Source organism: Pseudomonas sp. P65(2024), from assembly GCF_057480955.1.
Window position 1 is genome coordinate 1 of record NZ_JBLIYX010000015.1, and the last position, 12530, is coordinate 12530.

General features: G+C 63.8%; 10 protein-coding genes and 1 tRNA gene. 5 read left to right on the forward strand and 6 right to left on the reverse strand.

What is annotated here, in order from left to right; all coding sequences use genetic code 11:
* Positions 1-188: 188 nt before the first annotated feature.
* Positions 189-1475, reverse strand: coding sequence for a leucine-rich repeat domain-containing protein (locus tag AC25MA_RS18905; RefSeq protein WP_486972300.1), 1287 nt, complete (start codon positions 1473-1475; stop codon positions 189-191).
* A 152-nt stretch (positions 1476-1627) separates the two neighbouring features.
* Between AC25MA_RS18905 and AC25MA_RS18910 the strand changes: the two genes are divergently transcribed.
* Positions 1628-3517, forward strand: coding sequence for a propionyl-CoA synthetase (locus AC25MA_RS18910; protein WP_028692216.1), 1890 nt, complete (start codon positions 1628-1630; stop codon positions 3515-3517).
* An 81-nt stretch (positions 3518-3598) separates the two neighbouring features.
* On the opposite strand, the gene zapE is transcribed toward AC25MA_RS18910, so the two are convergent.
* Both zapE and AC25MA_RS18920 read right to left on the reverse strand, forming a co-directional pair.
* A complete protein-coding gene (gene zapE / locus AC25MA_RS18915; protein WP_486972301.1) occupies positions 3599-4672 on the reverse strand; it encodes a cell division protein ZapE in 1074 nt (357 codons plus the stop codon).
* Positions 4673-4778: 106 nt separating this feature from the next.
* Positions 4779-5021, reverse strand: coding sequence for a hypothetical protein (locus AC25MA_RS18920; protein WP_028692214.1), 243 nt, complete (start codon positions 5019-5021; stop codon positions 4779-4781).
* Between the two features lie 295 nt (positions 5022-5316).
* On the opposite strand from AC25MA_RS18920, the gene AC25MA_RS18925 reads away from it, so the two are divergent.
* Positions 5317-5391, forward strand: a tRNA-Gln gene (locus AC25MA_RS18925).
* Between the two features lie 55 nt (positions 5392-5446).
* On the opposite strand, the gene AC25MA_RS18930 is transcribed toward AC25MA_RS18925, so the two are convergent.
* Genes AC25MA_RS18930 through AC25MA_RS18940 form a run of 3 tightly spaced genes read right to left on the reverse strand, consistent with a single transcriptional unit; the run spans position 5447 to position 10570 of the window.
* Complete coding sequence (locus AC25MA_RS18930; RefSeq protein WP_486972302.1) at positions 5447-7831, reverse strand: response regulator; 2385 nt, start codon at positions 7829-7831, stop codon at positions 5447-5449.
* Between the two features lie 11 nt (positions 7832-7842).
* Complete coding sequence (locus AC25MA_RS18935; protein ID WP_028692212.1) at positions 7843-8304, reverse strand: response regulator; 462 nt, start codon at positions 8302-8304, stop codon at positions 7843-7845.
* A 16-nt stretch (positions 8305-8320) separates the two neighbouring features.
* On the reverse strand, positions 8321-10570 hold the full coding sequence (locus AC25MA_RS18940; protein WP_069017068.1) for an ATP-binding protein: 2250 nt from the start codon (positions 10568-10570) through the stop codon (positions 8321-8323).
* A gap of 323 nt (positions 10571-10893) precedes the next feature.
* Between AC25MA_RS18940 and AC25MA_RS18945 the strand changes: the two genes are divergently transcribed.
* Genes AC25MA_RS18945 through AC25MA_RS18955 form a run of 3 tightly spaced genes read left to right on the forward strand, consistent with a single transcriptional unit; the run spans position 10894 to position 12530 of the window.
* Positions 10894-11421 carry a Csu type fimbrial protein gene (locus tag AC25MA_RS18945; protein WP_069017069.1) on the forward strand — a complete coding sequence of 176 codons (528 nt, stop codon included), beginning with the start codon at positions 10894-10896 and terminating at the stop codon, positions 11419-11421.
* 24 nt (positions 11422-11445) lie between these two features.
* Complete coding sequence (locus tag AC25MA_RS18950; protein ID WP_028692209.1) at positions 11446-11979, forward strand: Csu type fimbrial protein; 534 nt, start codon at positions 11446-11448, stop codon at positions 11977-11979.
* A 17-nt stretch (positions 11980-11996) separates the two neighbouring features.
* Positions 11997-12530 (forward strand): Csu type fimbrial protein, encoded by a 534-nt coding sequence (locus AC25MA_RS18955; RefSeq protein WP_028692208.1) that lies wholly within the window; start codon positions 11997-11999, stop codon positions 12528-12530.

Below are 12530 nucleotides of genomic sequence, written 5' to 3' on the forward strand. Positions count from 1 at the left end.
GTGGGGCTTCCCCATGTGAGAGTAGGTCATCGTCAAGATTCATTTCGCAAAACCCCTATCTGCGCGAGCAGGTAGGGGTTTTGTCTTTTCCGCGTTCCAGGCGCGAATGCCGCGCTCCCTGTAGGAGCGGCCTTGCCGAGGCGTCGGACCGGTCGGAAAGGCCGTTCCTACAGGGGCCGCACAGGTCTTTACGCGAGTTGTGTCGCCAGTTCGTTGAAAGATGGACGGGCCAGTACATCGGGTTGCTGGCAGCGTTCAGCCAGTTCCCCTAACACTGTATCGGGCTTGTCGCAGCGCACCAGCAGTTCCTCGACAAGAATGCCGAAAGCCCTTGTTTCCAGGCGTTCGAGCGCGCGTGCGGGGAGACTGTCGTCCTGTGGATGGAACGAGGCGGCGCCGAAGTCGCCCAGCAGGCACTGGCCATTCGCATCGAACAGGATGTTGTGGGCATACAGGTCGCCGTGATTCAAGCCTCGACTGTGCAGGTGGGCGCAGACCGAGGCAATACCGGCAACGAGGTGTCGCAATGCTGGCAAGGTCAGTTCTCGTGTGCCGGGGTAACGGTCACGGGTGCAGCTGTCTAGGCTGGGTGGGCCGGCCAGGTTCGACCAGTGTGCATCGATCAATTGCATCACCAGCGCCGGAAGCTGCTGCGGGTGGTCGTCGATGCGCCCGGCCAGGCGTACCAACTGGGGGTGGTCACCGGCGGCGATACAGGCGCTCATCTCCGCCAGCGGCGAACCATCGCTGGTAATCGCGCCTTTGTACAGCTTGACCGCCACCGGTGCCGCCTGGCCGTTCCAGTGCGCACGGTGGATCACTCCAGAGGCACCACGGCCAAGCTCTTCTTCCAGGCGGATATCCTTCCAGTGAAGGGAGGGGCAGTTCTCCTGCGTTACAGGGGCGACAAAACCTGGCGGCAGGGGATTGTCGGCGTAGGCCAACCAAGCCAGGCGCGGCATGCGCAGCAGCCAGTCGGGCAGGGTGTCCAGCCGGTTGCTGGCCACGCGCAGCAACTCCAGCCGTACGCAATTGGCCAGGCCCTCAGGCAGGGTGGTGAGCCGGTTGCCGGCGAGCATCAGCTTCTGCAGCTGTGGGCAATTGCCCAAGGCCTCGGGCAATTGCTCCAGTGCGTTTTCTGTCAGCACCAATGAGCGCAGCGAGCGCGGCAGCGCCTGGGCGTCGACCCGGGTGATGCGGTTGTTCCTGAAACCCACTGTCTGCAGGGCTTGGCAACGGCCAATGGCGTGAGGCAGGTGGGTGAATCGGTTGTTGGAGCAGAACAACACCTTGAGGCGAGTCAGGCGGTGCACGTCTTCGGGCAGTTCGCTCAGCCTGTTGCCGGAGAGGTCCAGTACCTCGAGGCTGTCGGCCAGGTCAAAGATCTCCCGAGGGAAATCGATCAAGTCCTGGCAGAGATTGAGGCGGGTGATGCCGCGCAGGCGGCCGGCGCGTAGGTCGTCGAGGGTATGCATAGGCTGTTCTGTCTTGATGAGTGGCCATTGTAAGCAGACAGGTGCGGCAAATCTGCATATGGGTTGCGACTTAAGTCCGATGGCGGGCGGGCCGCGCCGGTCCATACTCAGGGTTCGCCCTTCAATAACAACAAGTACCGGGTTGCGAACAAATGACTTATCAGCACAGCTACGCCCATTCCATCACCGATCCCGCCACCTTCTGGCAGGCCCAGGCCGAACAGCTGGCCTGGCAGCGCAAGCCTACCCTGACCCTGCAGCAGAACGCCGACGGCACCCACAGCTGGTTCGCTGATGGGCGCCTCAACAGCTGTCACCTGGCCCTCGATCATCAGATCGAGCAGGGCCGCGGCGAACAGATGGCGTTGATCTACGATTCGCCCGTGACCGGCGTGCAGCAGACCTTCACCTACCACCAGCTGCGCGACGAGGTGGCGCGCCTGGCCGGGCTACTGCGCTCGCTGGGCGTGGGCAAGGGGGACGGGGTGATCATCTACATGCCAATGGTGCCCCAGGCGGCGATGGCCATGCTCGCCTGCGCCCGCATCGGCGCGGTGCACTCGGTGGTGTTCGGCGGTTTTGCCGCCAACGAGCTCGCCCTGCGCATCGACGATGCTCGACCGACGCTGCTGCTGACGGCATCCTGCGGCCTGGAATTCGACCGGGTGATTGAATACAAGCCCCTGGTCGATCGCGCCCTGCAGTTGGCCCGTCATCAGCCGCGGCATGTACTGGTGCTGCAGCGTCCGCAGGCGCGCGCCGAGCTGCAGGCCGGGCGCGACCTGGACTGGCAGCAAGCGCTGGTTGGCGTCGAGCCGGTAGCGCCGGTGGCGCTCGACGCGGGTGACCCGCTGTACATCATGTACACCTCCGGCACCACCGGCAAACCCAAGGGCATCGTGCGCGAGAATGGCGGCAACGCAGTCGCCCTGTGCTACGCCATGCGTCATGTCTACGGCATGCAGGCGGGTGATGTGTGGTGGGGGATTTCCGATGTGGGTTGGGTGGTGGGTCATTCACTGATTGTCTACGGGCCGCTGATGAGCGGCTGCACCACGGTGTTTTATGAGGGCAAGCCGATTCGTACTCCGGATGCCTCGGCCTACTGGCGGGTGGTCGAGCAGTACAAGGTCAACGGCTTGTTCTGTGCGCCCACCGCCATGCGCGCGATTCGCAAAGAAGACCCGGAAGGCGAGTTGATCCGTCGCCATGACCTGGGCTCGTTGCGCCAACTGTTCCTGGCCGGGGAAAAGCTCGATTCGAGTACCCATGAATGGCTCGAGCGGGTCAGCGGCAAGCCGGTGCACGACCATTGGTGGCAGACCGAGACCGGTTGGCCGGTGACCGCGCCTTGCGTTGGCCTTGAAGGCAGCGCGGCGCGGCCTGGGTCGAGCAACCGTGCGGTACCGGGTTATCACGTGCAGGTGCTGGACGACGACGGCAAGCCGCTGGGGCCCAACCAGCAGGGCGCGATCGTCATCGCCCTGCCGCTGCCGCCGGGGTGCAGCCAGACGCTGTGGGGCGATCACGAGCGCTACCTGCAGGCGTACCTGCACAGCTACCCGGGCTATTACCACACTGGCGACGGCGGTTATCTGGACGAGGACGGCTTCGTTTACATCATGGGACGCACCGATGACGTGATCAACGTCTCCGGGCATCGGCTGTCGACTGGCGAAATGGAGGACCTGGTGGCGCGTCATCCGGCGGTGGCCGAGTGCGCGGTGATCGGTGTGCACGACGAGATCAAGGGCCAGGTGCCGTTGGCGCTGGTGGTGCTCAAGGACGGCCAGGGCATTGGCGAGACGCAGTTGCAGGGTGAGCTGGTGGCCAGCGTGCGCGAGCAGATCGGCGCGCTGGCTTGCTTCAACCGAGTGCGCTTGGTGAAACGCCTGCCCAAGACCCGCTCGGGCAAGATCCTGCGGGCGGTACTGCGCAAGATCGCTGATGGGCAGGACTACGTGCCGCCCTCGACCTTGGACGATCCGGCGGTGCTGGCGGAGATCGAGGGGGTGCTGTCTGATCTGCCCAGGGCGAGTTGAAGTCATCGCGGCGCAAGCCCGCTCTCACGCAATCCTCAGGGGCAGAACATGACGTGGGAGTGGGTTTGTCGGAGCGCAGGGTCAGGTCGGACCGGCCTGGTGCAACTGCCCCAGCCGGCTGCGGGTGCGCATGAGGTCGGCCAGCGCCCCACCCAGGCTTTGTTCCAGTGACCGCTTGGCGATCACCGTCACTTGGCGATCTTGGTCGTACAGCACGTCCACCAGGTTGACGAAGCGCTGCTGCGCCGCCAGCGAGCACTCGGCCAGATCGTCCAGGCCCTCGATGATCCAGTGGTCGTAGCGCTCGGCCAGGGCTAGGTAGTCGATCACCGCGGTAGGCTGTTCGCACAGGTCGTGGAAGCTGAACACGACCTGGCGTCCGTTGCTGGCCAGGACGCGCAATGGGCGCTGGTTGACCTCCAGTTGCAGCGGCTGCGGCATGGGTAGCCGCAAGCGCTCGCGCTGCTGCGCATCGCCCGGCCAGACATAATGCCCTTGGGTAAATCGCTGATGCGCGCGGTTGGCCGGCAGGCTGCGAAAATCCGTGTCCCCGTCCACCTCCAGCACCTGCATGCGGCGGTTGATCAGGCGGATCACCGGCAGGAAGCGTTGGTGGTACAGCGGGTTGGGCAGCAGTCCCTCAGGGGCGTAGTTGGAGGTGACCAGCAGGAGCACGCCACGGGCGAACAGGGCATCGAACAGCCGGGTGAGCAGCATGGCGTTGCCGATGTCGTGGACGTGGAACTCGTCGAAGCACAACACCTGGCAATCCCCCAGCAGCTCGTCGAGGGTTGCCCCTAGGGCGTTGTCCAGCGCTCGATAGCGATGCATTCCCTGGTGCAGGCGGGCGAAAAAGTCGTGAAAGTGCAGGCGACGCTTGGCTGCAGTCGGCACGGCCTGGAAGAAACCATCGAGCAGCCAGCTCTTGCCGCGCCCGACCGCGCCGTACAGGTACAGGCTGCGTGCCTGGCCTGTCGCGAATGCGGCCAGCTGCGCGGCCATCGCCGTGATCACCCGGCGTTGCCCGTCACTCAGGGTGTAGCCGCGTTCGGTCGCGCGGTCCTGGAAATTGTCCGCAAGGGTGGTATCCGCAGGCGGTTCGTGGCGCAAACGCTGGCCGAGCAGGCGCAAGGGTGCGGGAATCCAGGTGGGCAAGTGGCAGGCTCCTCGGAGCGGAACTGGGGCAGGGCATAGCTTGCGCGACGCCGTGCATTTTGACCAATCGAGAATCCACCGGGCAATGATCGTGAAATGCGATAGGTCATGCCTTGTGCTCCAGCTGGCGTTCGATCATGTACTTGATCGCCAGGCGACGCTCCTTGAGATGGCGCAAGTCGTCGTCCTGGAAGTTGCCCGCCGAGATCGACTCGGCGGCCAGGACCTGGTTGTCGATGTCCATGTACTCGTCGAGCAGGCGGTCGAGCTGCGGGTCGCGTTGGCGTCGCTGCTGGACGATCTCGCGAGGGTAGTGCAAGTCCTGGTAGAGGTCGTGGGAAACGGGCATGGCGTCCTCCTTGTGATGCGCCGACGGGGTCTATCTGATTGGAAGGGAGGAACGTAATTGTGTTGAAGCGAGGCGGGGGAATTACGACGAATGGTCGTCCTGGTCGCTCACGGGCAGAAACCCCGCGAAAAGGTTCGCTACAAGTAACCTGCTGTTTTTCTGCGATTTTTTTAAAAAAAAGCTTTCCACTTCGAAAAAAGGTTGTTAAAGTGCCGGCCATTCCCAAGCAGCAACTCACGGTGCTGCAAGGAGTTGTCAGTGAGGCGGTGATTGATTCACTTGCCAGATCCGATACAGGGGCGTCGCCAAGCGGTAAGGCAGCAGGTTTTGATCCTGCCATGCGTTGGTTCGAATCCAGCCGCCCCTGCCATTTTCAAGCTGTACACTCTCCCCAAATCGCCTTTCGGCGATTTTTTCGTTTCTGCCTATCTATTTTCCAGAAGCTCGGCCAGTGCCTGGGCAAGAGCCTGCTCGCTTACCGGTTTCTGAATCACCAGGCTGCCGGGCAGTTCCAGCCCCTGCAACTCGGCATACCCCGTCAGGAATACCACGGGCAGGTCAGGGAAGCGCTGACGCGCAGCCAGCGCCAGTTGCGCACCATTGAATTCCGGCATGGCAAAATCGGTGAGTAGCACCTCTATTTCATCGTTCAGCAGTGCCAATGCCTGCTCGCTGCTGTGCGCCTGACGCACCTGATAGCCATGGCGCAGCAGAACGTCGCTCATCATCTCGCGTACCAGATGGTCGTCATCCACCAGCAGCACACTGCGCCTGCCGGCAGGCCGCGCCGGCAAAGCCTGCGTACTTTGTTCCTGGGTTGCCGGCGCCTCCGGTTGATGCACCGCGGGCAGGTAGACACTGACCTGTGTGCCGCGCCCCAGCGCGGTATCGATGCGCACGCCACCGCCTGACTGCTTGGCGAAGCCGAACACCTGGGCCAGCCCCAGGCCTGAGCCCTTGCCGATGTCCTTGGTGGTGAAGAAGGGCTCGAACACCTTGGCCAGCACTTCTTCACTCATGCCGCAGCCGGTATCGCGAATCGACAGTACAACGTATTCGCCCGGATCCGGGTCTTCCGGGCGCAGAGGGCGGGCACTGATCCGGCCGTTGCGGGTGGCCAGCGTCAGTTGACCGCCGTCGGGCATCGCGTCACGGGCATTGATGGCAAGGTTGAGGATGATCATTTCGGTCTGGGTAATATCGGTCAACGCCCGCCAAAGGCGGGTATCCAGGTCCAGCCGCACCGAAATGTTGCCGCCCAGTGTGCGTCGCAACAGCTCCTCCAACCCGGACAGGGTGCGGTTGAGGTTCACTGGCACCGGTTCGAGTCGCTGTTTGCGGGAGAATGCCAGCAATTGCGCAGTCAGCTTGGCTCCGCGCTCACCGGCTTCGCGGATGTGCTGAAGGCGGGTGAGGGCCTTGTCCAGTGAGCCTTTGTCCAGATCGCGTTGGAGAAAGCTGGCGCCGGTGAGAATGACCGTCAGCAGATTGTTGAAGTCGTGCGCCACGCCTGCGGTGAGCTGGCCGACAGCTTCCAGGCGCTGCATCTGTTGCAGTGTTGCCTCTATGCGTTCGCGTTCGGCAATTTGTTCGCGCAGGTTCTCGTTGGCCTTGGCCAGTTCCAGCGTAGCTTCGCGTTCGCTGGTTATGTCCCGGGCGACCACGTACAGCAGGCTGTCATCAGGAACCACCACCCAGGACAGCCAGCGTGGTTGGCCATTGGCATGCAGGATACGCCCGACGAAGCGGGCGCTGGTGTTACCCGAGGACAACGCGGCCAGTTCTGCGAGTAGTGCCTGCTGGTCGCTTTCGAGCACCAGTTGCAGAAGCGAAGTCTGGCCCAGGCGTTCGCGGGTGAAGCCCAGGCTGGCTTCCCAGGCCGGGTTCAGGGTGACCGGCGTCAGGTCCTTGTTCAGTACTGCCAGCAGGTCCTGGGACAACTCCCATGCGCGGTCGCGTTCCCGGGTACGCTGCTCGACCCGCTCACCCAGCATTTCGTTGAGCTGTTCCAAGGCGCGCGTGGCCTGGCGTTGCTGGTGAATATCCTGCAATACTCCGGAGAAGCGAACGCATCGGTTGTCGACGAACTGGCTCTGGCCGCTGGAAAGCAGCCAGCGAGGCTCCAGGCCATTGGGCTGGGCGATACGGAACTCTGCGCGGTACAGGCCGTCACTGTCCGGGCGCATGGCCTGCTCGACGGCTGCGCGGACCCTTGCCAGGTCTTCGTGGAAGATACCGTCGTAGAACACCTCGAGGGTCATTTGCGTCTCGGTGGGAAGGCCGAACAGCGTCTTGCAACGGTCATCCCACAGCAGCAGGTTCTCCTGCGGGCGGAAATCCCAGCTGCCCATGCCTGCCGCGTCGATGGCGATGCGCGCCCGGGCCTCGACGTCGGCCAGTGCCTCCTCGGCACGGCGCCGACGCTGGCGCTCGTGTACCTCTGTCAATGCCCGATGCACTGCCTTGGGCAGCAGGGGCAGGTTCTTCTTCAGTACGTAGTCGGTGGCGCCCAGGCGGATCATCTCGACCGCATGCTCTTCGCCATAGATGCCGGAAAGGAAGATGAACGGTATGTCCGGTGCCAGGCGCTGGACAATGGCCAGTACATCAGTGCCCGATGAGCCCGGTAGCACACAGTCGCACAGGATCAGGTCGTAGCTGTCTTCGCGCAGGGCATGCTCGACGCCGACATGGTCGAACACCAGCCGTGACTGGACCTGCAGCCCGCTGCGTTCCAGGCACAAAAGCGTCAGCTCGGCGTCCATCGAGCTGTCTTCGACCAGCAGCAGGCTGAGTGGTGCGCCTTGCATTGCCAGCTGACTCAATTGCTGCCGCGCCTGTTCAGGCGCAGCGAGCCGGGCGGCGGTTCGTTGAGTACCGCCCAGAACACGCCCAGATCGGAGATCGCTGCCACGAACTCCTTGAACTCCACGGGCTTGACCACGTAGGCATTGACGCCCAGTTCGTAGGCGCGCAATAGGTCGGGTTCTTCTCGCGAGGAGGTCAGCATGACCGTCGGGATGCTGCGCAACTCGGCGGTATCGCGCACTTGCTTGAGTACCTCAAGGCCATCAACCTTGGGCAGCTTCAGATCAAGCAGCAGCACCGCCGGGTTGCCATCGTCACGCTCGGCGTAGGTGTTGCGTCGCAACAGGTAGTCCAGGGCTTCGGCGCCATCGCGCAGCACGATGACCTCATTGGCCAGTTGGCTGCGCTCCAGTGCCAGGAGGGTCAACTCCAGGTCCCTGGGGTTATCTTCGACCAGCAGAATGGGTTTGAGCATGATAGGTGCAGACGCCTCAGGAATGCGGTTGATGGCGAGGAAGGGTGAAATGGAAGCTGGCGCCCTGGCCGACCTGGCCTTCAGCCCAGACCCGGCCGTCGTGGCGCTCGATGATGCGACGCACGCTGGCCAGGCCGATGCCGGTCCCTTCGAATTCTTCCATGCGATGCAGGCGCTGGAACACACCGAAAAGCTTGTTGGCATAGGCCATGTCGAAGCCCACGCCGTTGTCGCGCACGTACACCTCGGTCTCCAGTTCGTGCTGCACGGCGCCGATTTCGATACGCGCGGGGCGGCGTCCACGGCTGTATTTGATGGCATTGGCGATGAGATTGTACAGGGCCATGTTGATGAACGCCGGATCCGCGATGACTTTGGGCATGGAGGCGACCATCCAGATGATTTCGCGCCCCTGGTAATCGGGCTCGAACTCCTGGCGGATGGTATCGACCAGGGTGTTGAGGTCGACGTCCGCCAAGCGCAGCGCCGAGCGTCCCATTTGCGAGAAGTTTAGAAGGTTGTCCACCAGTGAACCGGCAAAATGTGCGGCCTCATCGATGTGGGACAGGAAGCGTCGACCGCGTTCGCTCAAGTGTTCGCCCTCGATTTCGCTCAGCAGCTCGGTATAGCCGGCGATATGCCGCAACGGTGCGCGCAGGTCGTGGGAGACGCTATAGGAGAAGGCTTCGAGTTCCTTGTTGGAGCGTTTGAGCTCTCCGGCCAGTTGCGCCAGTTCCTCGGCCTTGCGCAGGACGATGCCCAATACGGCCATGCGCAGTTCGAGCACGCCATCGACGATGAGGGGACTCCAGGGGGCGCTGAAACCACGCACTTCCTCCTCCCAGCGTTCGAAGCTGTGGCGTGGATTGAGGTGTCCTTGGGGGCTGATCGCTTTGTCCGGCCGTCCGGCCCAGTTGACCAGGCGGGTTTGCTCAGGGCGAAACCACACCAGGTAATGCGAGTGCAACTGCGAGATCGCAACGGCCAGTACTCCGCCGACACAGCTGGCGAGCTCCGGCAGAGCTTCGATGTCACGGCTCACGTTATCGGTATGGAACACCTCCTCTTCGCCGCGCTCGCCCAGCCAGTGCACCAGGGCATTGACCTGCGCCGCAGAAGGTGTGTCTCCGATCAGGTCGCAGCGCTCGGCGCTGATGATGGCTGCGCCACTGGCTCCGGCGAAGGCCAGCAGCACTTCGGGCTGGTCGAGCAGGCCTTCGCTCACGCTGTCACGATCGGCCATCGCCGCCAGCATGCGTACGATGCGCTCACGCAGCTCGAGCAGGGTACGGGTGCGGTCGTGGGATTCGCGTGACTCGATCTGCAGCGACAGGACACTGGCAAGCAATTCGCACGCGGTGCGCGTCTGGAAGTCCACCGGTCGGGGGCGCTCGTGGTGGCAGGACACCAGCCCCCATAGTCGACCGTCGACCACGATGGACAGCGACATGGAGGCCAGGGTGCCCATGTTTCGCATGTATTGCAGATGCACGGGCGACACGCTGCGCAGGGCCGCAAAGCTCATGTCCAGCGGCTTGCCGGTCATCGGGTTCAGCGGCGGCAACAAGGGAGAGGGCTGATAGTTGGCATCTTCGATCAGGCGGATGCGATTGACCCGGTACAACTCCCGGGCCTGGCGAGGAATGTCAGACGCAGGGAAGCTCAGCCCCAGATAGCTTGGATAGCCAGGGTCGGCCTCTTCGGCCAATACCGTGCCGTTGCCCTCGGGATCGAAACTGTAGGCCTTGACCCGTCCGAAGGCGGTGAGGCGTTTGATCTGCCGCACCGAATGCTGCAGCAGTTCCTCGACGCTGGTGGCTTTGTGCACGGTGCTGACGAAAGCGCGCACCAACGGATAGTAGTCCCCCTGATAAACGCCCTCGGACTTATGGCTCGATTCGAATTCGAGAATCAGCACCTGATCATGCCGATGGGCGAGCACGCGCAGCAATGACTGGCTGGGTGCGTCCTGGCGCAAGTGCACGTCGCCAATGTGAAAAGGGAAGACGTCTCCTTGCGGCAAATAGCCCAGCTGGCCGCTCAGGTCGAAGTCAGCGCTGACCAGATCCGGGAAGGCCTGGCCGAGCAGTTCGCCTGCGGGTATGCCGAACCATCGCTCGGCGTTCTCGCTCGCCTGCAGGACGCGCAACGTGCTCTCGTCAACAGCCAGCAGGAAACCCTGGGGCTGAATGCTGCCCGGAACCTGGATCGGCTCCTGGGCGCAGCGCTCGATCGCCTGGTCGAGCGGGGTCTGGTCGGTCGTCACGGGACTCTCCTGTAGGTTCCGTCCATGCATGAGTCATGCGCTAGCACAAAATATTGCGGATGAACGGTACCAGAATGGTGGCCGCCATGCCGGAGTCTGGTCATTGGAAAGTGGGCGGGCGCCGAGGTTTCGTTCCAGACCGGAAAATTTCCTTCTGAGCCCTGCCGGTGATGGGCTGCGCGGCAGCCCCGGTGACACAAACCGGCAAGCACAGGTCCAGCCCTGCCATTTTCATTAATGCCAAAGAGGGGTAGGCCTTCCCCAGCTCGGATCCAATCGCGCTGCTACGCTCAAGCTCAATCCATACGCACAAGGATCGACCGGTGACGGAGCGCTTTGTGGCCCTGCTGTTGGGCCTGTGGTTGAGTGGCAACGCCATGGCAGCGGATTTCCTCGTCGAAGTGCAGGTGCGCGTGCAGCGTGGTTGCATGCTGGTCAACCAGCAACGCGACGCCGGTTCGCAGGCGTTGGGGCGCATCGACCTGGGCAGCGCGGCGCGCCTGGATGGCCCGGCTGCGCCGGTCAGTGGCGTGCTGCTTGCACAGCGCCCGCCGCGGTTGGAGTGCAACCCGGACACCCCGTACCAAGTGCGTGTCGATGGCGGCCAGCACGGCGGCGTCGGCGAAGTGCGCTACCTCGTAAGCCCCGATGCCCAGGCCCGGCCGATACCTTACCGCCTGTACCGGGATGCCGCCTGGCATCAGCCGCTGGCGGTGGACGTGGCGCAATCGGCGCGGGTACCGGACAGCGGCTCGGTGGAGCTGCCCCTCTACGCACGGATCGACAAGCTGGCCTGGGCCCCCCGCGCCGGGCTGTACGCCGACCTGCTCAAAGTTACGGTCACCTGGTAGGGAGGCTGCATGCTCATGGACGTGTTGCACCGTGGTTCGATCCTGCTACTGACCCTCGGCCCGCTGCTGCTGCCCAGCGGCGCGGCCCACGGCACCACCACCGGCTTCATCCAGGCACGGCTGGTGATCAGCGCCGCCTGCCAGATCAGCAGCGACCCGCAACCGGCCACCCTGGGCAACCCGGGCCTGATGGACTTCGGTGCCCGCGGGCCGACCTGGGACCAGCCGCTGACCAGCCGGGTCGACGAGGCCGGCGGCGAGGGCAGCCTGCAGATCAGTTGCTCGCCGCAGGTGCGTGCCTTCAGCGTGCGCATCAACGGCGGGCAGAACGGTGGCGACGGCGTGCGCCGCCTGCGCAACGGCCGCGAGCTCATTCCCTACCAACTGGCCATCGATCCGGGCGGCAACAGCCGTTATGGCATCGGCCAGGCCCGTACCTTCACCATCAGCGGCACCCAGCAGGTGCCCGTGCCCATCTATGGCGTGGTGGTCGCGCAACCGCGCGCGCTGCCCGCCGGGCTGTATCGCGACACCCTCAGGGTGACTCTGGACTGGTAACACGCAAGGAGACTCCGATGCCCAAGCACCTCACCCGCTACATCTTCGCCGGTCTTGGTCTGGCCCTGGCCGCCCAGGCCCAGGCGGCCACCGTGACCGGCACCATCAGCTCGACCCTGACGCTGACCGCCGCCTGCCAGGTCAACGGCAGTGGCGGCAGCTCGGGGCTGAACTTCGGCAGCCTCAACTTCGGCACCCAGGATTCGCTGTTCACCACCGCCAATGGCCAGGTGCTCGGTGGCGGCGGCGGGGCCATGAGCATTCTCTGCTCGGCAGGCACGGTGCCGACGATCAAGGTGCGTGCCGGCGCCCATGACTCGCAGTCCGCCGGGGGCACCCGGGCACTGGCCGATGGCGCGGGCAATTTCGTGCCTTACGACTTCTACACCGACGCCGGGCACACTCAATTACTGGCGATCGACGGCACCATCACCCTGCCGACCAGCACGGGCGTGGCGCAGACTGTCAACCTCTACGGGCAGGCCCGTGGCAAGGCCGGCCTGCCGGCCGGGGTGTACACCGACACGGTGGCGGTCGAGCTGAGTTTCTGA